Origin of the sequence: Prevotella sp. MA2016 (assembly GCF_000619825.1) — a bacterium.
Lineage (GTDB): Bacteria > Bacteroidota > Bacteroidia > Bacteroidales > Bacteroidaceae > Prevotella.
On the sequence record NZ_JHUW01000007.1, the window covers coordinates 115,761 to 142,397 of the forward strand.

Consider the following 26,637-nt stretch of genomic DNA (forward strand, 5'->3'; position numbering starts at 1 on the left):
CCGTTTATTTTTCTTTGTCATCTGCTACAATCTCAGGGCCACGTACCTTTTCCTTGGCTGTGATGCCCTTCTTGATTTCGATATTCACACCATCAGAGAGACCAGTCTCAACATAAGTACGATCGTAAGTCTTATTCTTACCCTCGCCCTTCACGACATATACAAAGGTGCTGTCGCCGCTAAACTCGATAGCGCTTTCAGGGATGCTGAGCACCTTATCGGCTCTAGCCAACACGATTTCGGCATTAGCGCTGTAGCCAGAGCGGATCTTCCCACCCTCAACCAATTTCACGGCTGCCTTGATCTCAAACTGGTTGGCACCATTGCTCTCCACAGCCTTTGGCGATACATACTCCAGTGCAGCATCAAACTTCAGGTCCTGCAGGGCACCGATGGTAATCTTCATGTTCATGCCGTTCACCAGCTGTCCAACCTCTGTCTCGTCGATATTACCACGGAAAATAAGGTCGTTCATGTTAGCCACAGTGGCAATTGTAGTACCATCATTAAAGGTGTTAGAGAGGATGACCGAGTTACCCACCTTCACAGGAATATCGAGGATAACACCGCTGATGGTTGAGCGGATGAGCGTAGATGACGCCTTGGCATTCGACTTCGACACACCGTCGCGCACCACCTCAAGCGCATCCTGTGCAGCCAGTTTCTCGTGCTTGGCCTGACTCAGGTTGATTTTCACCTTATCAAACTCATCTGCCGATACAAGATTCTGCTTGAAGAGGTTCTCCTCGCGCTGGAAGTCGGTCTCGGCCTGTTTCAGGTTGATCTCAGCAAGACGCACACGCATCTCGGCACTCGACAGCTGAGCCATGTCAGGAATCACCTTCACCTTGGCTATCACGTCGCCGGCATTCACATAGTCGCCTGGCTCCTTCAGCAGTTCACTGATGATACCCGAAATCTGGGGTTTGATGTTCACCTCATTGCGTGGCTCAATCTTACCGGTGATAATGGTTGTTTTCTGGATGCTGTCGAGCTTTGGAGTAAACTCGTTGTAAACAACTTCCTTGGGTTGGCTCTTCTGCCAGAGGAACACGAAGGTTCCGATGAAAATCAGCGCTACGATAGCGACGATAATCAGTTTGCTGTACTTTTTCATATCTTTTAGTTTTTAATTTTTATATTCTATTATTTAATGTTACTCATCGCGCATGGCGTCAACGGGTTTGATGCTCATCGCTCTTGCAGCAGGGGCCAGACCTGCCATCACACCCAGCGAACTTACAACGAAGGCGCAGAAGATGGCTGTCCAGAATCCTATCTGGAAATGTGCTGCAACAATACCATCCTCGGTATTTGCCATCTCCAGCATCTGCAGTATCATCACTCCGAAGAGGATGCCACTCATACCCGCCACCAGAGTCAGTACGATACTCTCAGAGATAATCTGCGACAGTATCATCTTTGGTGTAGCACCGATGGCACGTCGGATGCCTATCTCAGTGGTTCGTTCACGCACGGTCACCATCATAATATTAGACACGCCGATGGCACCTGCCAACAAGGTTCCAAGACCTACCAGCCAGATGAGGAAGTTGACACCCCTAAAGAGGTTGTCAAGCAACTGGAAGAGCACCTCGGTATTGAATGTGATGATGCCCTGTTCGTCGGTAGGATCGATATAATGCGCTCTGGCGATGGTCTCGCGGATACGGTCGGTAATCGAACTCATCACGACACCAGGCCTACCGGTGGCTGCAATCATGTCAACAGCATTACCACGGTTAAAGGCAGCCTGCATCAGTGTCAGAGGCAGTGTAATACGCTCTTCAGAGCGCCCACCCAGGGATACACCACCCGAGCTGTAGTCCACGCCTATCACCTCATAATAAGTAGAGTCCACGCGGATCTTCTTACCACAGGGGTCGCCACCCTCCTTAAACAGATCTTTGTATATCTTCTTACCAATCACGCACACCTTGCGATGTTCAGCGATGTCCATATCATTGATGAAACGACCATAGTACATCTTCGGTGTCACAATGTTCACCATCTCAGGCACGGCACCTTGCATATTGGGCGTTGTCTTCTGATCGCCATAGTAGGCTGTCGAGCCACGTCCCATCAGGATCGGGGCTACCGCATCCAACTCTGGCACCATCTGCTTCAGGCGCTCCACATCCTTATATTCCATATACCAGTGGCGTCCCTTCTTGAAACCTTTAAAAGGCTTTGAGGTTTCTTGTGCACCAATCACAACAGTGTTCTGGGCAAAGCCTTCGAAGTTCTTCTCGAGCATCTCCTTCAGTCCCTGTCCGCCACCCATCAGGGCCACGAGCATGAACACGCCCCAGAACACGCCGAAGCCAGTAAGAAACGACCGTGACTTGTTGCGTGTCAACGTGTCGATGATTTCTCTATAACTATCTAAATCTATTCTCATTGTCAATATTCATTTTTCAATGTTTAATCGGCACGAAGGGCCTCTATAGGACGAATACGACTGGCTTTATAGGCGGGGATGAGTCCTGCAAAGGTACCAGCTATCACCATCACCATCGTAGCTTCTATACATACATCGAGGCCTACAGTAGGATTGAGAAACATAGTGGCCTGGAACAAGCCTGTATCGATGGTCTCATGACCTAGCGTGGCATCCATATATTCATTGGCCAGCACGCCCAGCACCATACCCACATAACCAAAGAAGGTGGTGATGATGATACTCTCTACGATAATCATTCTGAGGACGCTCCAGGGCTTGGCACCTATAGCCTTGCGGATACCGAACTCATGGGTACGCTCCTTCACGGTGATCAGCATGATATTGCTCACGCCAACGATACCAGAGAGCAGGGTGAACAATCCTACCACCCACAGGGCAGTACGGATGATGCCGAGTGCATTCTCCATCTGCATACTCTGGGTATAGCCGTTCCATATCCAGATGGCACGCTCATCCTCAGGATGTGCTGTGTGGTTACTGTTCAGACGGCGACGAAGCGTATTCTCAAAGGCATCATTATCCTTTTCGGTCTTCAGGCCATGGAAGGTGAACTCAATATTACCGATACTATTGTTCTTGGAGCCAAAGATACTCTTAATGGTAGAATAAGCGGCATAGGCCGAGCTCTCACCATCTTCAGGTGTCTTGTAGATGCCCACCACCTTGAACGACAGGTCGCCCACCTTCACCGTCTTACCCAGCATGGTCTTCATATCCTTGGGTTCGAGCTCCTCGGCCTGTTTGTGACTCAGCACGAGCACCTTGCGCTTCTCCTTCATGTCAATGTCATTGATATGACGACCACAAATCAGATCGCGCTTCAGAATACTGCTGTGGATGGGATAGACACCCATGATCTGCAGATTGGTGAGAAACTGCTCACCGTAGTTCACGGTCACATTATGGTAATAGACGGCTCCTACAGCATCGATATGCTTTGAGAACTCTGTCTCGGTAGCAGCCAGGTCTTGCGTGTTCAGCTCGATGTTGCGGCCCTCGGTCAATCCCTTATAGGCTTTCGAGGTACGCCCACCATAGAGCTCCATCGAGTTAGTGAGCCAGTTGCCGGCCTGCTGCATGTTGGCATTGATGAGTCCGTTGCCGGCTCCCAACAGCACGATGAGCATAAAGATGCCCCACGCCACAGCAAAGCCTGTGAGCGAAGTGCGCAGCTTATTGCGCCTTGCTGTCTGCCATATTTCAGTTATTATATCGTGCATAGCTTATTATTTCATCATACCATTAATACCAAATGGACTCGAGTTATGGTCGAGATTCTCCTCAATATTGCCGATGATACCATCCTTGATGTGTACAATCTTGTTGGTCTCATTGGCCACACCGCTCTCGTGAGTTACCACTACGATGGTCATGCCTTCATCCTGGTTCAGACTCTTCAGCAGCTGCATCACCTCCACAGATGTCTTCGAGTCGAGTGCACCTGTAGGCTCGTCGGCCAGAATAATCTGTGGCTTGGTGATGAGAGCTCGGGCTATAGCCACGCGCTGTTTCTGTCCTCCCGACAGCTCATTGGGGTAGTGATCGGCCCAGTCTAGCAGGCCTAAACGGTCCAGATATTCCAAGGCCATCTGATGGCGCTTTTTTCTAGACACCCCCTGATAGAATAACGGCAACTCAACGTTTTCCACGGCGGTTTTGAAAGAGATGAGATTAAAGCTCTGGAAAATAAAACCTATCATCTTGTTGCGATACTCAGCAGCACGTGTCTCTGAGAGGTTCCAGATGGGTACACCTGCCAACTCATAGCTTCCCGAGTCGTAGTTATCCAATATACCTAATATATTAAGCAATGTGGATTTACCTGAGCCTGAAGCTCCCATGATGCTGACGAACTCACCTTTCTCGATATCAAGCGAGATACCTTTCAGCACATGCAATGGCTGAGCACCTTGATAAGTCTTGTTGATGTCTTTTAAATGTATCATAAATATTATTTTTTACCTTAGTTTTTGATTGTTAGACGGATACTACTCAACCGAAGTTGCATCGTAGGCTGATTTAACATCCTCTAACGTTATTCCCAACAGTTGCATCTGTCGGAACAGCTCTGGCAGACGTTCTTTCATAAACTCCTGCTTGCGTGCCTTCAGGATCTGCTTCTTAGCGCCTGGGGTTACGAAGTAGCCCAGTCCGCGCTTGTTGTAGATGATTTCCTCGCGTGCCAACTGTTCGTAGGCTTTTACGGCTGTGTTGGTATTCACCTCCAGCAGCACCGCATACTCACGTACGCTTGGGATGCGATCATCATCTTTATATACACCAGATAATATCTCGTCGCACAGGCGATCGGCCATCTGGATGTAGATCGGTTTATCATTTGTAAAAGTCATAATTCAACCACTTATTAGTTATTAATTCAAATCCTTTGAAGATATGGAACGATGCCCAGTAATTGACGACAGAGAACACTGCAAAGAATGCTGTAAGCATATAGGTGATGATACCGATCTGTTCGGTTACTATCACACCTTTTTCGTAGTTGGTGACAAACAATCTGACTTCGTGATTCTTTGAAAACCAAACCAACAGCGTAACACCAACTACCAGCGCAATACTGCTGATGACGAACGCATACTTGCGAAACAGTGTGCCACCAAGGGTGTAGAAAGAGTGCACCCAAGTAAGACCGCATACCAAGAATACCAGTCCCATCAGGCGATAGCCCAAGGTGTGGTGCACCCCTATACCATCAAACGTCATCATCTTTACAAACTCTGAAACCACGAAAGAATTCCATGAATCACCGTAGAACACGGCACGGAATGCCACACGCAGCGTATCGCCAACGATAAACGACAGGTGCATCATTACGAATCCTGATACAGCAGCAAAAACGATAGCTGCCAGATACTTCTCCAAATTAGTAGCAGGAAGCATCAGGAATGCCTGTCGCTGAGGTTTCTTATCCAACTCAACAAACAGATTACAAACACTTACCGCAACACCAATTATCACGTAAATCACAAAGAATCCTGCCAAGACGTCAGTACTATGATTCATCTCCTGGGGCGTAGTAGCATGCATCATAAAGCGCACCATCATCTCGCCCATGAATACACCCAATATGAGTCCCAAGGTCCACATCAGCATCGAGTGCATGTTTACACCGATCATCCAGCGCAAGGCCTTTCCAAATCTATGAATATCGAAACTGTTCATAACTCCAATTTTTCAACTATTAAATTCTTCAATTCATCACAGATTCACAAATTTGCCAATGTTCTGAGTTCTGCAGAAGATCTTGTACGACAGCCAGTAGTTAACAATACCCCAAATACCGTAAACTGCATCAGAGATATAAAGCAGCGTCATAGCATCACCGTGAAGCATATCAAACTGATTTTCGTAAGAAATAGGGAACAACCATGTTTGTACCATCGACAAGAAAATGAGCACCAATAAGGTGAGAATCCACGAGTACTTGTGCGAACGGAAAAAGGTGGCACCAAGGGCGAAACACGACTGAAGCCAAAGAAACATAATAATCAGGGCATTAATAACCGTAACCTTCTTTGAGCCAATGGCTTCCCAATTAACTGTGAAAGGATTTAAGCGACCGAACAGAGCGCCTGTGACAAACTGCGGATTATTACCTATCAGCCAGTTAATCACATACTGCACCAAGTCGGCACCTAAGAAAGCTACAAACGTAAGACCCAATACATATATCCAAGTGGTGTAGCGCATCAGGTATTTCTCGAAATTCGAGGCTGGCAACAACAACAGAGCCTGCATATCGTGTTTCCCTTTCATGCTGTTAAACATCATCGATGGGCCTAAGGCTACTTGAATAAAAAACATCATCACCACAACCACGCAACAGGGTCGATAGCCCGTATCAGCGCCTTTCAGCCAGTAAAAGCTCGTGGTGAAAAATAGGAATATCAATGTCAACACCACAAACATCTGGAGCAGCGTGCGCATGTAGTAGCTCTTGTCGTTAGTGAGCGACCAACGAGCCACCTTGGCAAACCTATGTATATTAAACTGTATCATAGCTTCTTAAATTTTACCTTCGTTTACAGCATTAAACAGCAGTTCCAGATTCACCTGAGTCTCAGCGTAACCCTCCTTACGAGGGGCAATCACAGCATTACCCTGAAGCGAAGGCTCGGCATAAAGCACATCGTCCATCTCGGCAGGCGTACGATACTCAAAGGTAAACTTCTCCTGGATATCAGCCACACTGGCATTCAGCAACAGCTTCTGTGGCGAGAGAATCAGGATATGATCCAACAGCGATTCCACATCGTGCACCTGATGGGTTGAGATTATCAGTGTGCGATCGCCTGTCATATACTGGGTAACCACCTTACGGAACTGGCTCTTCGAAGGAATATCCAGTCCGTTGGTAGGCTCGTCCATCAGCAGCACACGAGTGTTTGTAGCCAAGGCAAAGGCCATAAACACCTTTTTCTTCTGTCCCATCGACAGGGCATTCAGTTTCAGGTCGGTGGTCAGTTCAAAATCCTTCAAACAGCCCTCCAGTACGGTGGTGCTGAACAAAGGATAGAATGGACGGTTGATTTTTACATACTCATCGAGCGACATAGCAGGCAGGTCGAACTCCTCAGGAACAATAAAGATATCCTGCAGTGTTTCAGGGCGGCGCAGCTTGGTCTCAATACCATCAAAGCTAACAGTACCCTTCTTGGGGCGCAGCAGTCCAGCAATCAGGTAAAGTAGTGTACTCTTACCTGTACCGTTCTTACCCAACAGACCATAAATATTATCCTGCTTCAGTTCCAGACTGAAATCATCGAATACCAGGTTCTTACCACCTGCGTACTTAAAACTGATGTTGTTTACCTCGATCATAATTCTATTTAATTTTAATGTTCAATGTTACGCGTTATAGTGTACCACTTTAATAGTACACTGCAAAAGTAGGATAAATCTGAATACGCTCCAAGCTTTTCATCAAAAAACCGCCATTTCTTAACACTATTTAGCACTACTATTCTCGCGTGTACCTAATTAATAAAGATATCTTTGCGACAAAAATCATCCGCATCGTTAAACTTTCAATCGATTACAGCATCTAACAAATATAACGATATCTAACAATCACAACTATATCAAACAAACAGTTAACATGAAAAGGCTTTTAACTTTAACCATCGCTGCGATGATGGGGGCAAGTGGGTTTGCCCAAGTTAAGTATCCCTACTTGGATACAAAGTTATCAAACAAAGAGCGCGTTGAAAACCTATTAAGTCTGCTCACACCCGAGGAAAAGGTGGGACTGATGATGAACAAGTCAATCTCCATCGACCGTTTGGGCATCCCCAGCTACAACTGGTGGAGCGAGGCTTGCCATGGTGTGCGCCAGGATGGCTATACGGTTTATCCACAACCCATCGGCATGGCAGCAGCCTTTAATGCACAGCTGTTCTACGATGTATTCTCACAAGTGTCCGACGAAGCCCGTGCCAACTGGAACCGTACCGATCACAATGATCCTAAGCTGTTTAACGTACCCATGGGTGTAACCTACTATCCTGGCAACCCTGAGCTTACCTTCTGGTGCCCTAACGTCAACATCTTCCGTGACCCTCGCTGGGGACGCGGACAGGAAACCTGCGGCGAGGACCCTTATCTGAATGCCGTATTAGGCGTACAGACTGTATTGGGTATGCAGGGTAACAACGACAAATACTTTAAAACCCACGCCTGCGCCAAGCACTATGCCGTGCACAGCGGTCCAGAGCCCTTGCGCCACTCTATGAACGTAGAGCCTACCAATCGCGATCTGTGGGAAACCTACCTGCCCGCCTTTAAGGCTCTGGTAAAGAAAGGTAACGTGCGCGAGGTGATGTGCGCCTACCAGCGTTTCGAGGGTAAGCCCTGCTGCACCAGCGACCGTTTGCTGATTGACATCCTGCGCAACAAGTGGGGCTACGATGCTATCGTACTGACCGACTGCGACGCTATCAACAACTTTTTTAATCGCGGACAGCACGAGACACATAAGGACGGACTTTCGGCATCTGTTGATGCTGTGCTGAACGGTACCGACCTGGAGTGTGGAAAGGTATTCATGAGCCTGGTTGAGGGCCTGAAGAAGGGTCTGATTAAGGAGAGCGACCTTGACAACCACCTGCGTAAAACCCTAATGGGCCGCTTTGAGTTGGGTATGTTCGACCCTGCCGACATGCTGCCTTGGGCCAAACTGGGTGCCGATGTGATTAGCAGCGAGAAGAACGATGCAATGGCAGTTCAGGCTGCACGCGAATCGATGGTACTTCTGGATAACAAGGGTGCCGTACTACCACTCTCGAAGAGCATCAAGACACTGGCAGTGCTTGGTCCTAATGCCGACGATGTGAATCTGCTGAATGGTAACTATGGTGGTACACCTACCGCTGCCCACCAGCACTCGCTGCTCTCGGGCATCAAGGCCGCAGTTCCTGGTGCCAAGATCATCTATAACAAGGCCTGCGAACTGAACGACGAATATACCACTATCCACCATCTGCAGGACTTTAACGATGGCAAGGGTGTGAAGGTAGAGTTCTATAATAATAAGGAATTAGCAGGCGAACCTGCCAAGACTGACTACTACAACGAGTTGAACTTCTCAACCTTCGGTGCATGGGGCTTTGCTCAGGGCGTGAACCGCGATACTCTCAGCGTCCGCATCAGCGGTAAGTACACCTCAACCTTTACTGGCGAGATGAAGTACACCCTGACTACCGACAACGGCTACGTGCTGAAGGTGAACGGCGAGGTAGTAGAAGAGGCCCAAGGTGGTGGTCGTCGCGGATTCTTCGGATTTGGTCGCAAGCCGCAGTATAAATCATTCCCTGTAGAGGCTGGAAAGACCTACGACATCGTGATTGAATACAAACACGGCAACGGACAGTTTGCCATGCTGCGTGGCGACATCTGCGAGCGCAACCTCGTCGACTTCACCGATCTGGCCAACCAGGTTAAGGAGGCCGATGCTATCATGATTATCGGTGGAATCTCAGCCCAGATGGAAGGCGAAGGTGGCGACAAGCAGGACATCGAACTGCCAAAAGTTCAGCAGATGTTAGTAAAGGCTATGCACAAGACCGGCAAGCCTGTTATCTTTGTAAACTGCTCAGGTTCGGCCATTGCCTTTGGTAGTGTTGAGGGCGAGTACGATGCTCTGTTGCAGGCTTGGTATGCAGGTCAGGGTGGCGCTAAGGCTTTGGCCGAGGTACTGTTTGGCGACTACAACCCTGGTGGCAAACTGCCCGTCACCTTCTATCGTTCGAACAACGACCTGCCCGATTTCCTCGACTACTCGATGAAGAACCGCACCTATCGTTACTTTACAGGCGTGCCTCAGTATGCCTTCGGCTACGGACTGAGCTACACCACTTTTGCGCTCGGCAATGCCAAGATTTCAGCTAAGCAGATGAAGAAGGATGGTAAGGTAACACTCACCGTGCCTGTAACCAATACCGGTAAGCGTGAGGGTACTGAGACTGTTCAGGTGTATGTGAAGGCACTCGACGATGCTGGTGCACCAATCAAAGCACTGAAGGGCTTCCAGAAACTGAGTCTGAAGGCTGGTGAGACACAGAAAGCCACCATCACACTGGATGGTGAGGCATTCGAGTACTATGACGAGAGCATCGACGAACTGTCAACAAAGGCAGGTCGCTACCAGATACTCTACGGCACCTCATCACAAGATAAGGACCTGAAAGCTATTGATTTTGTGGTTATCTGACATCCTTACCCCACATCATTTTTTCACGTAGGGTATTGAAATAACGATGATCTGACTTTTTCACAACCTTGATATCATAGGGGGCACGACGGAGCGTAATCCGAGTGCCCTCTTTGCATTTCTCAGATCGACCGTCGATAGCCACCAGGAAGTTGTGCGAACGACTCTCCACATCGAGTTCGATCACCGATGAGTCGGCCAGCACTATGGGGCGCACGTTGAGCGAATGTGGCGCTACCGCCGTCATCGAGAACACCTTTGTTCCAGGCACGATGATGGGTCCGCCGTTCGACAGACTGTAGGCTGTAGAACCGGTAGGTGTAGATACCACCAATCCGTCGGCTTGATAGGTGTTCAGATACTGTCCGTTCACGTTGGCACGTATAGAAATCATTGATGCAGTATCGCGCTTCAGTATCGCCACATCGTTGAGTGCACAGCTGCATTCGCCCAATGGTTTACCGTCGGCTTCCACCTGTATCAGTGCGCGCGACTCCACGGCATAGTCGTCGTTGTGCAGTGCCTTCAGGCATTTCTCGATGTCATCAGGACTGATATCGGCCAGAAAGCCCAATCGCCCGAAGTTGACGCCCAGGATGGGTATATTCTTCTTACCCACCCTACAAGCCGCTTTCAGGAAAGTACCGTCGCCACCCATCGAGATTACGAAGTCGGCATCAAAGTCATCATCCTGAAACACCTTAGTGGCATTCACCTCCAGACGCTGATTGTCCTTCAGGAAATAGTAGTACTCCATGTCCACATAGAGCTCAGCTTTATAATTTTCGATACATGCCAGCACCTTCTGTATGCTGGCCGACTTTCGAGCCTGATAAATATTGCCCAACAGAGCGAATCTTAGTTTTCTGCGTGCCATAATCGTTGTTTTGGGTGCAAATTTATAAAAATTCTCCCATAAACGACATATAGGTCGAAAAAAAAACTTATCTTTGCACTCAGAATTAATCTGAAAATATATTTATTATGGCTAAAGTTTATGTTTTCTTGGCAGAAGGCTTCGAGGATGTAGAAGCACTGATTCCTATCGACGTATTGCGTCGTGGAGGTGTTAACGTCACAACCGTGAGCATCTCAGAGTTTCCATTGGTGCAGTCGTCCCACGGTGTGAACATCGAGGCTGACATCATCTTTGAGCAAGGCGATTATGACGATGCCGACCTGCTGATGCTGCCTGGTGGCATGCCTGGTGCCAGCAACCTGTATGCACACGCTGGTGTGCGTGAGGCCGTCAAGGCTCAGTTTGCTGCAGGCAAGAAGGTTGGTGCCATCTGCGCTGCTCCTGGCGTGGTGCTGGCCCCACTTGGTATCCTCAACGGCAAAAAAGCCACCTGCTATCCCGGTTTTGAGAAAGCCTTAGCCGAGGGTGGTGCCACCTATACTGCCGACCTTGTGACGGTGGATGGCAACGTAACCACTGCCGAGGGACCTGCTGCAGCCTTCCCTTATGCCTACGAGCTGTTGACCCAGTTGGTGGATAAGCAGACCGCCGACCAGATAGCCGAAGGCATGCGATTCAAACATCTGATGGAGAAATAATGGATTATATAATTATAGTAGCAGGCGGTAAGGGTTTGCGCATGGGGAGTGATATCCCCAAGCAGTTTCTGCCTATTGGTGGCAAGCCCGTACTGATGCGCACTTTGGAGCGCTTTCGCGCTTATTCGGCCCAGTTGCAGATCATTCTGGTTCTGCCTGAGGCCCAGCAAGCTTACTGGCACGAACTGTGCCAGCAGTATCACTTCGACGTGGAATATACGTTAGCTAATGGCGGACAGACGCGCTTCCACTCCGTGCAGAACGGACTGTCCAAGGTGCCCGACGATGCCATTGGTGTGGTAGGCGTGCACGATGGTGTGCGCCCCTTCCCCAGCATCGAGGTGATACGCAACTGCTACGAGACGGCCCGCACCAAAAAAGCCGTCATCCCCGTCATCCCTGTAGTAGAGACGGTGAGAGAGCTCGTACCCGATGGCTCGCACACGGTGCCCCGAGATAGCTACCGCCTGGTACAGACACCACAAACATTCGATATCCAACTGCTCAAGGCTGCCAACCGCCAGCCTTATAACGATGGTTTCACTGACGACGCTTCGGTAGTAGAGGCCTACGGTCACCCTATCACCCTTGTCGAAGGCAACCGCGAAAACATCAAGATCACCACTCCCTACGATATGAAAGTGGCTGAAATACTCCTCTAATGGACATACTCGATCAGGATATAAAATATCTGCCCGGTGTGGGCCCTACGCGTAAAAAAATGCTGAGCAACGAACTTGGCATTGAGACGTATGGCGACCTGCTGGAATACTACCCCTACAAATACGTGGATCGTTCAAAGGTCTATACTATCCACGAACTGTCGGGCGACATGCCGTTTGTACAGGTAGTAGGCCATATCCTGAGTTTCGAAACTTTCGCCATGGGACCGCGCAAAGAGCGCGTGGTAGCCCATTTCACTGATGGCACAGGCATCTGCGACCTCACCTGGTTTAATGGTGGCAAATATGCCAAACAGAACTATAAGATTGGTACACAGTACCTAGTGTTTGGCAAGCCGACTGTGTTCAACAATCGCATCAACTTCACGCACCCCGACCTTGATAAAGTGGACAGTGAACAGTGGAGAGTGGAGAATGGACAGTTGACAGTGGACAGTGGACTATTGAGGATGCAGCCCTATTACAACACCACCGATAAGATGAAGAAGAGTGGTCTCAACTCGCGTGCCATCGAGCGCCTCACCAAAACACTCATCGAGAAGCTGCCGCCCCTACCCGAAACGCTACCCCCTTTCATCTGCAACGCGCAGCACCTGATGGAGCGCGACGAAGCACTGAGAACAGTGCATTATCCTCAGAATGCCAAGGACCTGGAGCACGCACGACTCAGACTGAAGTTTGAGGAACTCTTCTACATCCAGCTCAATATCCTGAGGTATGCCAGCGACCAGCGCCGCAAATACCGTGGTTACGTATTCTCTACTGTAGGAGATGTGTTCAACACCTTCTACAACCAATATCTCCCCTTCCCACTCACAGGTGCCCAGAAGCGCGTCATCAAGGAGATACGCAAGGACATGGGCTCTGGAAGACAGATGAACCGACTGTTGCAAGGCGACGTAGGTAGCGGTAAGACTCTGGTGGCACTGATGTCGATGCTCATCGCCATCGACAACGGTTATCAGGCCTGTATCATGGCCCCCACCGAGATACTGGCCGAACAGCATCTGCAAACCATCATGGGCTTTCTGAAGGACATGAACCTACGTGTAGCACTGCTCACGGGCATCGTGAAAGGCAAACGCCGACAAGAGGTGCTCGACGGCTTGCTGGATGGCACCATCAACATCCTGGTGGGCACCCATGCCGTGATTGAAGATACCGTACAGTTTGCCCGTCTGGGCTTTGTGGTCGTGGATGAGCAGCACCGCTTTGGTGTGGCCCAGCGCGCCAAGTTGTGGAGCAAGAGTGCCAACCCACCCCACGTACTGGTGATGACCGCTACCCCCATCCCGCGCACCCTGGCCATGACACTCTACGGCGACCTCGACGTGAGTGTCATCGACGAACTGCCACCTGGTCGCAAACCCGTACAAACCACCCATATCATCGACACCCGTATGACATCGCTCTACGATGGCATCCGTCGTCAGATACACGAGGGCCGACAAGTTTATATCGTGTTCCCCCTCATCGAAGAGAGTGCCAAGAGCGACCTTAAGAACCTGGAAGACGGTTTTGAGGTGCTCAAGGAGTCCTTCCCCGAGTTCCGCCTCAGTAAGGTGCACGGACGCATGAAGCCCAAGGACAAAGAGGAAGAGATGCAGAAGTTTGTGCGCAATGAAACCCAGATACTGGTGGCCACCACGGTCATCGAGGTAGGCGTGAATGTACCCAACGCCTCGGTGATGGTGATTCTCGAGGCCCAGCGCTTCGGACTGGCCCAGTTGCATCAGCTGCGCGGTCGTGTGGGTCGTGGTGCCGATCAGTCGTACTGCATCCTTGTCACACCATTAAAACTGAGCGAAGACACCCGCAAGCGTATCGACATCATGTGCGAAACCAACGATGGTTTCCGCATAGCCGAAGCCGACCTAAAACTGCGTGGTCCTGGCGATCTTGAGGGCACCCAACAAAGCGGTATGGCCTTCGATTTGAAGATAGCCGACATCGCCCGCGATGGACAGATAGTACAGCTTGCGCGCGACGAAGCACAGAAAATTATCGACGAAGACCCCGAATGCAAGTCTGAACGGTTTGCCCTGTTATGGCACAGATTGCGCCAATTACGTAAAACAAATATTAATTGGGCGGCTATTTCCTAAAACTATGTTAACATGTGCTGTTATCGAGCACATTGTTCGTATTTTTTTCGTATATTTGCAACATAGATCTTTTTCTAGAGTGTGAAATTATGAAGAAATTGTTTATTTTTGCCCTGATGTTGATGCTTTCTATGAGCGATTTTGCTCTTGGAAAGGTTAACCCTGACCAGGCTCCTGACCAGAATGAGGAGGCCGAGATTGGCAATTTCGATTTTATTTACGGAAAGCAAGCTAATCTGAACGAGGCCTTCGAACAAACCGAGATGCTCATGAGTGAGGCATTCTCACACCTTGGCGCCCGCTACCGTTCTGGTGGCAAGGGTCCCAGCGCCTTCGACTGCTCTGGATTCACCAGTTACGTGTTTAAGCAGCAGGCTGACATGTTTATCGGTGCATCATCTAGAGATCAGTACGCCCGCAACACCCCCATCAGCCGCAAAGAGCTGCAGAGTGGCGATCTGGTGTTCTTCACCAGTCCACGTTCAGGCCGCGGAGTGGGTCATGTAGGCATCGTTGTAGATGTAGATCCCATCAGCGATACGTTCACGTTTATCCATGCCAGCACCAATAATGGTGTGGTTATCAATAGCTCTACCGACCAAGGTTACGCACGCAGATATGTGGGCGCCAGAAGAGTAAAAAGGTGTTAAAAGAGTCTAAGAACCTGCAATAAATTGTGGATTTTCATGCATTTTGCTTACCTTTGCAGCGAATCTTTTTTTATTAGTATTAACCCAGCTTATTTTATGAACATTAGTTTTCTAAAAAAAATATCTGTTTTGGCCATCTCGTTTTGTGTGTCGACGTCAGTGTCTGCACAGGATCTGTTGGCAAAACAGGCCCCAGTAGATCGCAAGATGAAAGCTGTAGATTCGATGATTCTCAAGAAGATTATCGAGCAGGAAGAGCGTTACAATCCTGCAGCCGACCTCTACGAAGACTGGAACAACGTATATGCTCACCAGGAGACCGCACTCCCCGACTCTTTCCGTATTGACCTGCGTGGTTTCCACATGCCTACTGACAGTCGTGTGCTCACATCTAACTTCGGTGCCCGTTGGGGACGCCAGCACAAGGGTCTGGACATCAAGGTTTATATTGGTGACACCATTCGCGCTGCATTCAGCGGTAAGATTCGCATCGTAAAATACGAGCCAAGAGGCTATGGTAAATACGTGGTTATCCGCCACCACAACGGACTGGAAACCATCTACGGTCACATGTCAAAGCAGCTGGTAGTAGAGAATCAGGAGGTTAAGGCTGGTGAGGCCATCGGACTGGGTGGTAACACTGGTCGCAGCACAGGTTCGCACCTGCACTTTGAGACACGTCTTTGCGGCGTTGCCCTCAACCCTGCTCTGATGTTCGACTTCCGCAATCAGGATGTAGTAGGCGATTTCTATATGTTCCGCCGCAACAAGTACGCTTCTGAGTCGGCTATGGCTACACGCCTGCGTGGTGTAGGCAGCAGCAGCAACGATAGCGATCAGGACGACGAGCTGGAGATTGCCACAGCACCTCGCACATCAGCACCTGTACACTTCCACAAGGTGAAGAAGGGTGACACGCTGCAGGCCATCGCCCGCAAACACCACACCACCATCGACAAGTTGTGTAAGCTGAATCATATCGGCAAGAACATACGCTTGCGACCCGGACAAATTTTGAAATACAACTAAAAAAAAATAAGAAATCCCGTCACGCCGACGGGATTTTTTTGTACCTTTGCAAAAACAAAGGTTTAACCTAAAAACAATAGAAGCTATGTACGACAAGGAGAGAGGGCTGTATATCGCCCACTGCGCTAACGGCGCACTGAGTATCACAGGTAAGATGGCCAACCGCCACGGACTTATTGCAGGCGCTACAGGCACTGGAAAAACCGTCACCCTGCAGGTGATGGCCGAGACATTCTGTCAGGCTGGTGTGCCGTGCTTTATGGCTGATATGAAGGGCGACCTGTCGGGCATCTCGCAACCTGGCAAGCTGACTGGCTTTATCGAGAAGCGCCTGCCTGAATTTGGTATCGAGAACCCAGAGTTCCAGAGCTGTCCCGTACGTTTCTTCGATGTGTTTGGCGAACAAGGACACCCCATGCGCGCCACGGTTTCACAGATGGGCCCACAGCTGCTCAGTAGATTGCTGGATCTCAACGAAACACAGGATGGTGTGCTCAACATCGTGTTCCGCATCGCCGATGAGCGCGGTCTGCTCATCCTCGACCTGAAAGACCTGCGCGCCATGCTCGACTATGTGTCGCAGCATGCCAAGGAATATACCACCAAATACGGCAATATCTCTTCGGCCTCGGTAGGCGCCATCCAGCGCGCCCTACTACAGCTGGAGAACCAAGGGGCCAACAAATTCTTTGGCGAACCCTCGTTCGACATCTTCGACCTGATGCAGACAGAGGGAGGCAAAGGTATTATGAACGTGCTGGCAGCTGACAAGCTGATGATGCAGCCCAAGCTCTACTCTACCTTCCTGCTGTGGTTGCTAAGCGAGCTCTACTCCACCCTCCCCGAGGTGGGCGACATGCCGCTGCCCAAGCTGGTGTTCTTCTTCGACGAAGCCCACATGCTGTTCGACGGCACCTCAAAGGCACTGCTCGACAAGATTGAACAGGTGATACGTCTCATCCGTTCCAAGGGCGTGGGTATCTACTTTATCACCCAGAGTCCTACAGACATCCCTGAGAATATCCTGGGCCAGTTGGGCAACCGTGTGCAGCATGCACTGCGCGCCTATACGCCAAAGGATCAGAAAGCCGTTAAGACGGCTGCCGACACCTTCCGTGCCAACCCTGCGTTTAAGACCGACGAAGCCATCATGAACCTGGAGACGGGCGAAGCACTGGTGAGCTTTCTCGATGAGAAGGGTGCACCTGCCGTTGTAGAGCGTGCTAAGATACTGTTCCCGCTGTCGCAGATAGGTGCCATCACCGAAGGTCAGCGTCTCGACATCATCAAGCAGAGTCGCATCTATGGCAAGTACGACACCCCTGTAGATCGTGAGAGTGCCTTCGAAGTGCTAATGGCGGCTACAGAGTCTGCAGAAACAGCCGACGATGCTTCTGTTGCTGCAGAGAGCAAAGCCGAAGGCAAGAAGAAGCCAGGCATCCTGGGCAAGGTGGGCAAGGCCATCCTGACGGCCATCACCTCTACGTTGGCCGCCATGTTAGGCACCTACATCAGTGACAAGGTGACGGGGAAGAAGACGAAACGTCGCACTTCTGGCACCGGTCGTGTGGTGAAGAATGCCACCAGTGCTGCCACCCGCACCATCACCAAGGAGCTCACCCGTGATATCCTCGGGAATCTCATTAAATAATGTCCCTTCATTTTCTTTCTGTCACCAGAAAGAAAACAGAAGCAAAAGAAAGAGTGCGAAAACGTCCTGAGCTCGGAGGCCGGAACACAAATTCTTCAAATCACTCGAAGAACTCGCTTCGCTCAAACAGCTTCTCGTATTTCGTTCCTCAGATTGCGTTCCGCAATCAGAGACTCAATATCGATTCAAAGAATTTGCATTCCTCTAAAGACCTCCTCGTGCGGAATGTTTTCGAGTGATTGTTCACGAAAAACATGAAGCACGAAGTGCTGGGGGTTTGGGGCCTTGGGGGTTTGGGGTCTTGCCCCCATTAAGCAATATATGGCGAACCCTAAATATGGGTGGGCGAAGCCAACCCTTATTTAGGGCAAAGGCTGGAGAGCCATACCAAAACTTTGACGGAGAGGGTTTTCCCTCGTAGTCAACTACATCCCCTCTATATAGGGAGGGGCTTGGGGAGGGTGGATGCTTCTTTTAGTTCTTTTCTTCGCGCCGAAGAAAAGGACAGATATATAAGGACAATTTAAAAGGAAGGAATTTATAAATAAGTTGCAACAGTATAGATATACTTCTGTTTTGAAACAGTAGCGTATCTATACCTACCGGTGTTGATAAGCCCCTTGATGTTATCGGTGATACCAGTGCCTGTGAGCTTTACGGTGGCTTCTTTCATCGTCCAGAGACGAATGAAAGCTGCCGCTGTATCGCTGGCCTGCGCTATCTCATCCAACTCTGCCTCATTCATCGTGTATGACGCCAGACCATCCTTATACTCACGGATGCTCTCTACATCTACGCCCACGGGACTGCTATCGATGACGCATGCTACAGCCTCCTTGCAGTGACTTAAATTAAAATGTATCTCGGGATGCCCCACAATAGAGGGTTTGCCGTGTTCGTTGTATACGAAGATAGGATTCTCAGTGATGCCATACGCCTCACGCAACCCCTGCTTCAACAGCTGGTAGGCCAACACACACTGCCGCTGCCCCAACTCAAACTTAAAAGCCAGAGCCTGCTGCCTGCGCTGCTCAGAAATCTCCCCAAGCGCTACCTGCAAATCGAAATCCCAAATATGTTCACTAATCAGAGTAATCATACCTCTCAGTTCTCACCTCTCAGTTCTCAACTTTCAATTGTTAATTCTGGCGTAGGAATTCGCCTATTGGGATTTTCTTTAGCACCAAGGGTGATGAGCTCCTGAGCCTTTTGGGTGACGCTCTGCCTACCGGTGATCAGTTTGTTGTTTGTATTGTCGTAAGCCTTCTGCACGGCCTCAATCTTCGAACCCAGATCGTTATAGCGCTGTACGAAGTCGCCCAAGCGATCGAGCAACTGCTCGGCCAGTCCAAACACTTTTTCTTGGTTCTCGGCCTGTTGGTTCTGCACCCATGCGATGTGTATCATGTGCAGGATGCCCAAGAGATTCTGTTCGCCGGTGACAAACACCTTCTTCTCGAAGGCCTCACGCCAGAGAGTGGGGTCGCTGGCCAGTGCCAACTGCAACGACGACTCAAAGGGCACAAACATAATAACGAAATCCACCACGTCGCGCCCGTTTTTCACATATTTCGAGTAGTCCTTGCGCGCCAACTCGTTGACGTGGCTGCGCACGCTCTTGATATGCTCTTGCAGATAGCGCTCCTTGTCCTCGGGCGTCTCAGCATTCACGTATTTCTCATAGGCCACGAGCGACACCTTCGAGTCGATGATGGCATCCTGCCCCTGAGGATAGTGCAGTATCACGTCGGGCTGCATCTCACGTCCCGTCTCGTCGTGCTTTATCGGGCGTCCCAACTCATCGCGCAGGCGTGCCTGCACCTCATAGTGGATACCTTCAGTGAGTCCCTGACTGTTCAACAGGTCGCCCAGGATAATCTCGCCCATGTTTCCGCTCACCTTGTTGTCGCGGCGCAGCACGTTGGTCAAGCTCTCAGCCTTCTCACCCAGTTGTTGCGTCTGCTGCATCATCATGAGCATCTGCTCTCGGAACGATGCCGAATGGGCCGCATTCTCCTTCTGGTTGTCGCTGATAGCCTTCTGCATGTTGGCGATGGCATCCTTCAGGGGCTGTGTGATACCCGAGATGGTCTCGGTGTTACTCTGCTTGAGCTTCTGTGCGCTCTGCTCCAGCAGTTGCTGAGCCATGTTCTTAAAGCGCTCCTCGTGGCGCTGTGCCTCGTCGGCCATCTGCTGATGCAGTAGCTGCAGCTCACGCATCTGTGCCTCGGCACGGGCGTGCAGGTCGCGGTTCTCACCCTCCAGATGGCGCACCCTACTTGTGCTCTCGGCCAACTGCTCACTCTTCAGCTTCAGTTCCATATCAGTCTTGCCACCCTCTATGCGCAGGGCGTCCATACGTCGGTCCATCAGCAGATAGAGCACCACGGCGCCCACTGCTATTCCTATCAGGATATAAAGTACTATCATCACGCTACTCTTTTATTTTTGCTGCAAAATTAAACATTTTCCGTGAAAACCGTATCAACCTTCACGATGAAATTTAATCATGCAACAAAAAAGTTGTGCACACATTGGAATTTACATCCTCAATGCGTGCACATTAAACTTTGTGTGTCAGTCATATTAGTAGTTACCAAGGTCTGAATAGATCAGATTGTCCTAGAGTGTTTAAAAATTTTGTTCAGTGCAAATATACGCATTTTAATCGACCAAACAAGCCTTTTACATAATTTTCTACTACGTTTTAACCTTGTTTAACCAAATCAACTGTTGTTTTCGTACACAGTTTTTTCCTTTACTCCAGTTCGCGCAGAATACGGCGCTCGCGACTGGGCTTCACATAATAGAGCCATTTGCAGTGGTTGCACGCCCGGCGGTATGTGCCGGTTTTCATGCGTTCTAATTTGCTGCGGGGCAGCCACTCCCCGCACCATGCTCATTGCATCATTTCTTCTTTTTCCATAAAACAGTATTTTTTAATATGCTGGCCACTATCATGCAGCGCAACTGTACGCTGAAGAAGGCCGATATCGTGGCTGTTATCACCGAGCTCATCGAGGCGAGGGCGCCGACAGTGCAGCCGACTTCAATGCGAAAGAAAAAGAAACATTTAACGAAAGAAAGGAGGAAGTATGTGGAAAGACTGGAAGACGATTGCAAAGATCGTGGTGGCAGTGATCACCGCCTTGTTAGGAGCAGCGCGAGCTACTGCTGCAGGTGTTCAAATCGGTTAACGCCGCTTCGCTAGTCGAAGACATCAGCTGACGGATGGCGCCTCTCGCTGAAAAAAGCGGGAGGCGTTTTTGGCTAATTTATAGGTGTTTTTGGGCAGTTTCTCGGTAAAATGTATCTTTTACACCTCTATATCTCGTCCACTCTTTTACGTTTCATGACATTGTCTAATCGTTTGATTTTCAGCGATTTAAGTTTTTGAGACATGTCACATTGTCCACTTTTCGGTTTGTGCAGCCGGGCGCGTGCATTAAAATTAACTAACTTTGCGGCGGAAATCCTAAAAAGGGTATATTCTAACTCATAATTAACATTTAATAAAACCAAAGTATGAAGAAAAGCAGGTTAGTAATGATGTTACTGGCACTTATGGTGACCATGACATCTTGGGCCCAGGGAATCGTGGGCACTGTGATTGACGACCAAGGCGAAACCGTAATCGGTGCCTCAGTCGTTGAAAAAGGTAATCCTCAGAACGGTACCATTACCGACTTTAATGGTCAGTTCACCATCAACGTGAAAGAGGGTACCACAATCGTGATTAGCTACATTGGCTATCTTACTCAGGAAGTGAAGGCCACCAGCAACATGCGCGTGACCTTGCGTGAAGATGCTCAGACACTGCAGGACGTGGTTGTGATCGGCTACGGTGTGCAGAAGAAGAGCGTGGTTACTGCTGCTATCGCCAAGGTGAGCGCCGACGATCTGGAAGGCAAGACCCGCCTGCGCGCCGACGACGCCCTGAAGGGTCTGGCTGCTGGTGTGAACGTTACTTCGGCCAACGGACAGCCTGGTTCACAGTCGATGATTCGCGTGCGCGGTACGGGTACTATTAATGATACCAACCCGCTGTATATCATCGACGGTATGCCTGCCGACCAGTACGGTCTGGAGAGCGTAAACCCCAATGATATCGAGAGTATCGAGGTGCTGAAGGATGCTGCATCAGGTGCCATCTACGGTGCACGTGCTGCCAACGGTGTTATCCTCGTTACCACCAAGAAAGGTAAGGTGGGTAAGGCTCAAATCAACTATAACTTCAGCTATGGCTGGCAGAGCGCCTGGAAGCACCGCGACGTGACCAGTGCCACCGACTATGCCATCCTGCAGAACGAGAAATACGTGAACGGCGGTCAGGCTCCTCTCTATGCCGACCCATACAACCTGACAGATGCCAACGGCAACAAGATTACCGGTTTTGGTACCGATTGGCAGGAGCTGCTGTTCAACGACAACGCACCTGTAGTGCAGCACGACGTATCGGTGAGCGGCGCTACAGAGAAGGTGAACTACTACCTGTCGCTGGGTTACTACACTCAGGACGGTATCGTGGGTGGTAACTACGGTAAGTCGAACTACGACCGCTTGACCATCCGCTCTAACAACCAGTTTAATGTATTCGACGACTCAAAGGAGCGCTCTTTCCTCAACAAACTGGACATCAGCGCTAACCTCTCTTATATGCGCACACATAGCACAGGTATCGATACTAACTCAACATGGGGTTCACCTCTGGGTTCTGCACTCTACCTGGCTCCCACACTGCCTGTAACACTGACTGGCACTGTAGGTCAGGATATGATCGACCGCTACTCGGCTTACGACCTGTATCGTGATGCCAACGGCGATCCTTACACCATCCCCGGCTATCTGGGCAGCTATCAGGAGCAGAACAACCCCATTGCTATGATGCAGCAGCGCCCCAGCAAGGGCTGGAGCCACAAGTTCATGCCTAAGTTCAGCATCGACCTGCAGCTGTGGGACAACCTGAAGTACCATTTTGCATGGAGCGCCGAGCAGAGCTTCTGGGGCAGCGAAGGTGCTACCACCGAAAAGTTCTACTTCTCTGGTAACAACAACAGCGACCACACTCAGGCTTCTGCCGAGCAGGCCAAGGCCACACAGTGGCAGGTGGAGAACACGCTGACCTACGACAAGGAGTTTGGTAAGCACTCTATCGGTGTTGTTCTGGGTCAGAGCGCACTGAAGTACAAGGGTAACTATGTTGGTGCATCGCACTGGAATCTGATCAATGTCAACAAGCCATACGTTGACTACACTACTGGCGGCGCCATTGAGACAACACTCGACGCTGATGGTAAAATTACTGGCGTGAAGAGCCTCGTTAACGGTTGGGCTGGTCCATACGTTGAGCACCACCTGGCATCTCTCTTCGCACGTCTGAGCTATAACTACGACGAGAAGTACATGTTCCAGGGCACAATCCGTCGCGACGGTTCAAGCCGCTTCGGTTCTAATAATAAATATGGTGTGTTCCCATCATTCTCACTGGGATGGAACATCATGAACGAGCAGTTCATGGAGAGCACTAAGAGCTGGCTGAACAATCTGAAGCTTCGCGCCAGCTGGGGTAAGAACGGTAACGAGAACATCGGTGACTTCCGCTACACAGTGCTCACCACTACTGGTGGCACCAGCAACTACTACTTCGGTCGTCAGGCTGTGATGGACTACGGTTCAAAGGCCAACGGACTGGCCAACGAGAACCTGAAGTGGGAGGAATCAGAGCAGACCGACCTGGGTATCGACTTCGGTTTCTGGAACAACAAGCTGACATTCACCGTTGACTACTATATCAAGAAGACCAACGGCATGCTGATGACCATGCCTATCCCATCATACGTAGGTGAGACCAAGCCTATCGGTAACGTAGGTGACATGGAGAACAGCGGTATCGAGTTCGAACTTGGTTACAAGTGGAACATCAGCGATGCTCACTTCTCTATCAAGGGCAATGCCTCTTATCTGAAGAACAAGCTGAAGAACCTGGGTAACGACACCGGCTTCCTGAACTATGGTATCTCTCAGTTCAGCGATGGTGGTACACGTGCCGAGAACGGTCAGCCTTTCCCATACTTCTATGGTTACAAGACCGCTGGCGTGCTGCAGAACCAGAATGAGGCCGACGCCTACAATGCCAAGTATGGCACAAGCTCTAATCCTGGCGACCTGATCTTCGTTGATACAAACGGCGACAACAAGATTACCAGCGACGACCGTACCAAGATTGGTAAGCCAACTCCCGACTGGACCTTCGGTTTGAACTTCAATGCCGACTGGAAGGGCTTCGACCTGAACCTCTTCTTCCAGGGTGTAGCAGGTGCCGACATCTTCGACGCTACCTGGCGCCAGGATATCGCATCGGGTAACTACCCCACTTGGGTGCTGCAGCGCTGGACTGGCGAGGGCACCTCAAACAAGCTGCCTATGCTGAAGCTGGGCGACTCAAAGAACTGGGTTGTTAGCGACATCTACGTACAGGACGGTAGCTACCTGCGCCTGAAGAACATCTCACTGGGCTACACACTGCCACGCAACATCACCAAGAAGGTGAACATCGAGCGTTTCCGCATGTATGTACGCGCCGAGAACCTCTTCACCTGGACCAAGTACTGGGGATTCGATCCTGAAATCGGTTCTGGCAGCACATCAATGGGTGTTGACTACGGTGTATATCCACAGGCTCGCATCTTCACTATTGGTTGCAACCTCTCGCTTTAAGAATTGAAAAATTAAAGAATTTAAAAATTAAAGAATTGAAGTATTATGAATACGAAGATATATAAAATGATGTGCGCTGGCGTGGTGGCCATCTCGATGACCGCTTGCAGCGACGACTTCCTGGAGGTACAAAACCCCACTGGTGAGCCTCTGGAGGAATACTATATGACCGATGCTCATCTGAGCGAGGCCTGCACCTCGGCCTATGCACCACTGCACTGGCCCGACTGGGACGGAACAGCCTACAACGACCTGACTTGCGACGCCGAGATTATGGGCGACGACTTCTGGGTAGGTGGTTCAAGCATCAGCGACAACCAGCACTGGCACAAGCTCTTCAACTTTGAGGGCGACGGCAACAACACCCTGGGTACCCTTTGGGGCGACTTCTACAGTGGTATCAAGCGTTGCAACGACGTGATTAAGTACTGCTCATGGGGTGGCGGCAACGAGGCCAACCGCAAGAGCTATGAGATGCAGGCGCGTCTGCTCCGTGTGTATTACTACAACATCCTGTGGCACTACTACGGCAATGTTCCCTTCTATCTGGAGAACCTGAGCGAGCCTTACACGGCCCCTCAGCTCACAGCCGACGAGATTTACAACCAGCTGCTGCCTGAGCTCGAGGATATCATTGCCTCAAATGTACTGCCCATGCGCTGGGATGCCTCTAACGAGGGTCGTGTAAGCCAGGCTATGGCCTACATGCTCTACGCCGAGATGGTAATGTATCAGAACGACTCTGCACGCTATCCTACTGCCCTGAGCTACATGAAGCAGATTATCGGCGACAGCAACTATAAGCTGAACCCCGACTTTGCCGATCTGTTTGCAGAGAGCGGAGAGATGTGCTCAGAGAGCATTTTCGAGATCACCTACGACGATGACAATGCTCAGCGCGACTGGGGCACATCTATGCACGCTGGTGGTACCGTATTCCCCACACTCTGCTCACCTAACGGCTGGGCCGGTGGCGAAGGCTGGGACGGCGGTAACGATGGTTGGGGCTTCCTACCTATGCGACTCGAGGCTTACAATATGTATGCCGAAAACGACAAGCGTCGCGACGTGACCTGCTGGGATGTTCGTGGCTACAGCTACACCGAGCGTTATCAGGACACCCACATCTGGCACGGTAAGTATCGTCCACAGAGCGCCAACAATCAGGACTGCCCAACATCAAAGAACCTGAACTACAACAACAATAAGCGCATCTATCGCTATGCCGAGACACTGCTCAACGCTGCTGAGCTGCTGCTGCAGACTGGCGGAAACGCTGCCGAGGCTACAGGCTATGTAAACGAGGTTCGTGAGCGTGCCGGTCTGGCTGCTCTGAGCAATGTGACCATCGACGACATTCTGAACGAGCGTCACCTGGAGTTCTGCGGCGAGGGTAAGCGCTACTTCGACCTGGTACGTGCCGAGGGCATCAGCGGTGCCACTGAGAAGGCCAGCTTGAAGCTCGTGCCCGATGCCTACGGCTATCGCACTAACACCTGGACACCAAGCAAGAAGCACATTCCTCTCTCTCAGAGTGAGCTGGATGCTGACCCAACACTGGTGCAGAACAACTACTAAAATGTAAAAATGCAAAAATGTAAAAATGCAAAAATGCAAAAATGTAAAAATTGAAGATTATGAAGAATCTGTTTAAATATACAATGGGAGCGCTAGTAGCAGGCACACTGATGACAGCCTGCTCGCCCGACAGCTTCGACGGCGCTGACCCCAACGGCATTCCCTCGGTAAGCGGTGTTGATTTCAGCATCAGCGTTGACCAGGAGACCAACCAGATGATTGCCAACTACACACCACAGCCTGGCACATATCCCATCTGGATTATCAACGGCAACACCTACTCTACACTGCAGGAGGTGGGATTCCAAAATCCTGAGGCTGGCACCTATACCATCGACATGAAACTGGGCAACCGCAATGGTTTCAGTCAGGGTGTGATCAGCAAGACATTCACCTTCAACGAAACTAAGATTGACTATTCTGCCGACTTCCGTCGTATCTGCGACAAGGAGTGACGTATAGCCAACAAGGAGCAGG

General features: G+C 50.2%; 21 protein-coding genes. 10 read left to right on the top strand and 11 right to left on the bottom strand.

The window, feature by feature from the left end; genetic code table 11:
• Nucleotides 1-4: 4 nt before the first annotated feature.
• The 8 genes from T360_RS0102985 to T360_RS0103020 are packed head-to-tail and all read right to left on the bottom strand — an operon-like array spanning nucleotide 5 to nucleotide 7,303.
• Nucleotides 5-1,117 (bottom strand): efflux RND transporter periplasmic adaptor subunit, encoded by a 1,113-nt coding sequence (locus tag T360_RS0102985; RefSeq protein ID WP_028911480.1) that lies wholly within the window; start codon nucleotides 1,115-1,117, stop codon nucleotides 5-7.
• A gap of 39 nt (nucleotides 1,118-1,156) precedes the next feature.
• Nucleotides 1,157-2,401, bottom strand: coding sequence for an ABC transporter permease (locus T360_RS0102990; protein ID WP_028911481.1), 1,245 nt, complete (start codon nucleotides 2,399-2,401; stop codon nucleotides 1,157-1,159).
• Between the two features lie 23 nt (nucleotides 2,402-2,424).
• Nucleotides 2,425-3,684 carry an ABC transporter permease gene (locus T360_RS0102995; protein ID WP_028911482.1) on the bottom strand — a complete coding sequence of 420 codons (1,260 nt, stop codon included), beginning with the start codon at nucleotides 3,682-3,684 and terminating at the stop codon, nucleotides 2,425-2,427.
• Nucleotides 3,685-3,690: 6 nt separating this feature from the next.
• Nucleotides 3,691-4,410: an ABC transporter ATP-binding protein gene (locus T360_RS0103000; RefSeq protein ID WP_028911483.1), complete on the bottom strand. Its 720-nt coding sequence runs from the start codon at nucleotides 4,408-4,410 to the stop codon at nucleotides 3,691-3,693.
• Between the two features lie 42 nt (nucleotides 4,411-4,452).
• Nucleotides 4,453-4,815: a GntR family transcriptional regulator gene (locus T360_RS0103005; RefSeq protein WP_028911484.1), complete on the bottom strand. Its 363-nt coding sequence runs from the start codon at nucleotides 4,813-4,815 to the stop codon at nucleotides 4,453-4,455.
• The gene (locus T360_RS0103010; protein ID WP_028911485.1) at nucleotides 4,799-5,644 is read right to left on the bottom strand and encodes a hypothetical protein; all 846 of its coding nucleotides are present in this window, start codon (nucleotides 5,642-5,644) and stop codon (nucleotides 4,799-4,801) included. The genes T360_RS0103005 and T360_RS0103010 overlap by 17 nt, the downstream gene beginning before the upstream one ends.
• A 36-nt stretch (nucleotides 5,645-5,680) precedes the next feature.
• Nucleotides 5,681-6,481 carry a hypothetical protein gene (locus T360_RS0103015; protein WP_036928686.1) on the bottom strand — a complete coding sequence of 267 codons (801 nt, stop codon included), beginning with the start codon at nucleotides 6,479-6,481 and terminating at the stop codon, nucleotides 5,681-5,683.
• Between the two features lie 6 nt (nucleotides 6,482-6,487).
• Entirely contained in the window at nucleotides 6,488-7,303 is an 816-nt protein-coding gene (locus T360_RS0103020) for an ATP-binding cassette domain-containing protein (protein WP_028911487.1), read from the bottom strand.
• A 277-nt stretch (nucleotides 7,304-7,580) separates the two neighbouring features.
• Between T360_RS0103020 and T360_RS0103025 the strand changes: the two genes are divergently transcribed.
• On the top strand, nucleotides 7,581-10,190 hold the full coding sequence (locus T360_RS0103025) for a glycoside hydrolase family 3 C-terminal domain-containing protein (RefSeq protein WP_028911488.1): 2,610 nt from the start codon (nucleotides 7,581-7,583) through the stop codon (nucleotides 10,188-10,190).
• Here the strand turns inward: T360_RS0103025 and T360_RS0103030 are convergent.
• Nucleotides 10,183-11,067 carry an NAD kinase gene (locus T360_RS0103030; RefSeq protein WP_028911489.1) on the bottom strand — a complete coding sequence of 295 codons (885 nt, stop codon included), beginning with the start codon at nucleotides 11,065-11,067 and terminating at the stop codon, nucleotides 10,183-10,185. The genes T360_RS0103025 and T360_RS0103030 overlap by 8 nt on opposite strands.
• Before the next feature lie 107 nt (nucleotides 11,068-11,174).
• Between T360_RS0103030 and T360_RS0103035 the strand changes: the two genes are divergently transcribed.
• The 6 genes from T360_RS0103035 (at nucleotide 11,175) to T360_RS0103060 (ending at nucleotide 17,865) form a co-directional block, all read left to right on the top strand.
• Nucleotides 11,175-11,747, top strand: a complete 573-nt coding sequence (locus T360_RS0103035; protein WP_028911490.1) for a DJ-1 family glyoxalase III — start codon at nucleotides 11,175-11,177, stop codon at nucleotides 11,745-11,747.
• On the top strand, nucleotides 11,747-12,409 hold the full coding sequence (locus tag T360_RS0103040) for a 2-C-methyl-D-erythritol 4-phosphate cytidylyltransferase (protein WP_028911491.1): 663 nt from the start codon (nucleotides 11,747-11,749) through the stop codon (nucleotides 12,407-12,409). Before T360_RS0103035 ends, T360_RS0103040 begins: the two co-directional genes overlap by 1 nt.
• A complete protein-coding gene (recG, locus tag T360_RS0103045; RefSeq protein ID WP_028911492.1) occupies nucleotides 12,409-14,535 on the top strand; it encodes an ATP-dependent DNA helicase RecG in 2,127 nt (708 codons plus the stop codon). The genes T360_RS0103040 and recG overlap by 1 nt, the downstream gene beginning before the upstream one ends.
• Before the next feature lie 89 nt (nucleotides 14,536-14,624).
• On the top strand, nucleotides 14,625-15,185 hold the full coding sequence (locus T360_RS14495) for a C40 family peptidase (RefSeq protein ID WP_051523313.1): 561 nt from the start codon (nucleotides 14,625-14,627) through the stop codon (nucleotides 15,183-15,185).
• Nucleotides 15,186-15,281: 96 nt separating this feature from the next.
• Nucleotides 15,282-16,214, top strand: a complete 933-nt coding sequence (locus T360_RS0103055; protein WP_028911493.1) for a M23 family metallopeptidase — start codon at nucleotides 15,282-15,284, stop codon at nucleotides 16,212-16,214.
• An 85-nt stretch (nucleotides 16,215-16,299) separates the two neighbouring features.
• Nucleotides 16,300-17,865 carry a helicase HerA-like domain-containing protein gene (locus T360_RS0103060; protein ID WP_036928689.1) on the top strand — a complete coding sequence of 522 codons (1,566 nt, stop codon included), beginning with the start codon at nucleotides 16,300-16,302 and terminating at the stop codon, nucleotides 17,863-17,865.
• 538 nt (nucleotides 17,866-18,403) lie between these two features.
• On the opposite strand, the gene T360_RS15640 is transcribed toward T360_RS0103060, so the two are convergent.
• Both T360_RS15640 and rmuC read right to left on the bottom strand, forming a co-directional pair.
• Complete coding sequence (locus tag T360_RS15640; protein WP_051523314.1) at nucleotides 18,404-18,964, bottom strand: 4'-phosphopantetheinyl transferase superfamily protein; 561 nt, start codon at nucleotides 18,962-18,964, stop codon at nucleotides 18,404-18,406.
• Nucleotides 18,965-18,990: 26 nt separating this feature from the next.
• The gene (gene rmuC / locus T360_RS0103070) at nucleotides 18,991-20,295 is read right to left on the bottom strand and encodes a DNA recombination protein RmuC (protein ID WP_028911495.1); all 1,305 of its coding nucleotides are present in this window, start codon (nucleotides 20,293-20,295) and stop codon (nucleotides 18,991-18,993) included.
• Nucleotides 20,296-21,390: 1,095 nt separating this feature from the next.
• On the opposite strand from rmuC, the gene T360_RS0103085 reads away from it, so the two are divergent.
• From T360_RS0103085 to T360_RS0103095, 3 genes are read left to right on the top strand one after another with little or no spacing between them, the layout of a single operon-like run.
• A complete protein-coding gene (locus tag T360_RS0103085; protein WP_028911497.1) occupies nucleotides 21,391-24,582 on the top strand; it encodes a TonB-dependent receptor in 3,192 nt (1,063 codons plus the stop codon).
• A 45-nt stretch (nucleotides 24,583-24,627) separates the two neighbouring features.
• Nucleotides 24,628-26,160: a RagB/SusD family nutrient uptake outer membrane protein gene (locus T360_RS0103090; protein ID WP_051523315.1), complete on the top strand. Its 1,533-nt coding sequence runs from the start codon at nucleotides 24,628-24,630 to the stop codon at nucleotides 26,158-26,160.
• 59 nt (nucleotides 26,161-26,219) lie between these two features.
• Nucleotides 26,220-26,615: a hypothetical protein gene (locus tag T360_RS0103095; protein ID WP_028911499.1), complete on the top strand. Its 396-nt coding sequence runs from the start codon at nucleotides 26,220-26,222 to the stop codon at nucleotides 26,613-26,615.
• The last annotated feature ends 22 nt before the right edge of the window (nucleotides 26,616-26,637 follow it).

Bases quoted from the DNA above. Each gene is read 5' to 3' on its own strand.
- T360_RS0103095 (WP_028911499.1), top strand. From the start codon at position 26,220: ATGAAGAATCTGTTTAAATATACAATGGGAGCGCTAGTAGCAGGCACA.
- T360_RS0102990 (WP_028911481.1), bottom strand. From the start codon at position 2,401: ATGAGAATAGATTTAGATAGTTATAGAGAAATCATCGACACGTTGACA.
- T360_RS0103005 (WP_028911484.1), bottom strand. From the start codon at position 4,815: ATGACTTTTACAAATGATAAACCGATCTACATCCAGATGGCCGATCGC.
- T360_RS0102985 (WP_028911480.1), bottom strand. From the start codon at position 1,117: ATGAAAAAGTACAGCAAACTGATTATCGTCGCTATCGTAGCGCTGATT.
- rmuC (WP_028911495.1), bottom strand. From the start codon at position 20,295: ATGATAGTACTTTATATCCTGATAGGAATAGCAGTGGGCGCCGTGGTG.
- T360_RS0103010 (WP_028911485.1), bottom strand. From the start codon at position 5,644: ATGAACAGTTTCGATATTCATAGATTTGGAAAGGCCTTGCGCTGGATG.
- T360_RS0103040 (WP_028911491.1), top strand. From the start codon at position 11,747: ATGGATTATATAATTATAGTAGCAGGCGGTAAGGGTTTGCGCATGGGG.
- T360_RS0103025 (WP_028911488.1), top strand. From the start codon at position 7,581: ATGAAAAGGCTTTTAACTTTAACCATCGCTGCGATGATGGGGGCAAGT.
- T360_RS0103015 (WP_036928686.1), bottom strand. From the start codon at position 6,481: ATGATACAGTTTAATATACATAGGTTTGCCAAGGTGGCTCGTTGGTCG.
- T360_RS0103085 (WP_028911497.1), top strand. From the start codon at position 21,391: ATGAAGAAAAGCAGGTTAGTAATGATGTTACTGGCACTTATGGTGACC.
- T360_RS0103035 (WP_028911490.1), top strand. From the start codon at position 11,175: ATGGCTAAAGTTTATGTTTTCTTGGCAGAAGGCTTCGAGGATGTAGAA.
- T360_RS0103090 (WP_051523315.1), top strand. From the start codon at position 24,628: ATGAATACGAAGATATATAAAATGATGTGCGCTGGCGTGGTGGCCATC.
- T360_RS0103060 (WP_036928689.1), top strand. From the start codon at position 16,300: ATGTACGACAAGGAGAGAGGGCTGTATATCGCCCACTGCGCTAACGGC.
- T360_RS14495 (WP_051523313.1), top strand. From the start codon at position 14,625: ATGAAGAAATTGTTTATTTTTGCCCTGATGTTGATGCTTTCTATGAGC.
- T360_RS0103055 (WP_028911493.1), top strand. From the start codon at position 15,282: ATGAACATTAGTTTTCTAAAAAAAATATCTGTTTTGGCCATCTCGTTT.
- T360_RS0102995 (WP_028911482.1), bottom strand. From the start codon at position 3,684: ATGCACGATATAATAACTGAAATATGGCAGACAGCAAGGCGCAATAAG.
- T360_RS0103020 (WP_028911487.1), bottom strand. From the start codon at position 7,303: ATGATCGAGGTAAACAACATCAGTTTTAAGTACGCAGGTGGTAAGAAC.
- T360_RS0103000 (WP_028911483.1), bottom strand. From the start codon at position 4,410: ATGATACATTTAAAAGACATCAACAAGACTTATCAAGGTGCTCAGCCA.
- recG (WP_028911492.1), top strand. From the start codon at position 12,409: ATGGACATACTCGATCAGGATATAAAATATCTGCCCGGTGTGGGCCCT.
- T360_RS0103030 (WP_028911489.1), bottom strand. From the start codon at position 11,067: ATGGCACGCAGAAAACTAAGATTCGCTCTGTTGGGCAATATTTATCAG.
- T360_RS15640 (WP_051523314.1), bottom strand. From the start codon at position 18,964: ATGATTACTCTGATTAGTGAACATATTTGGGATTTCGATTTGCAGGTA.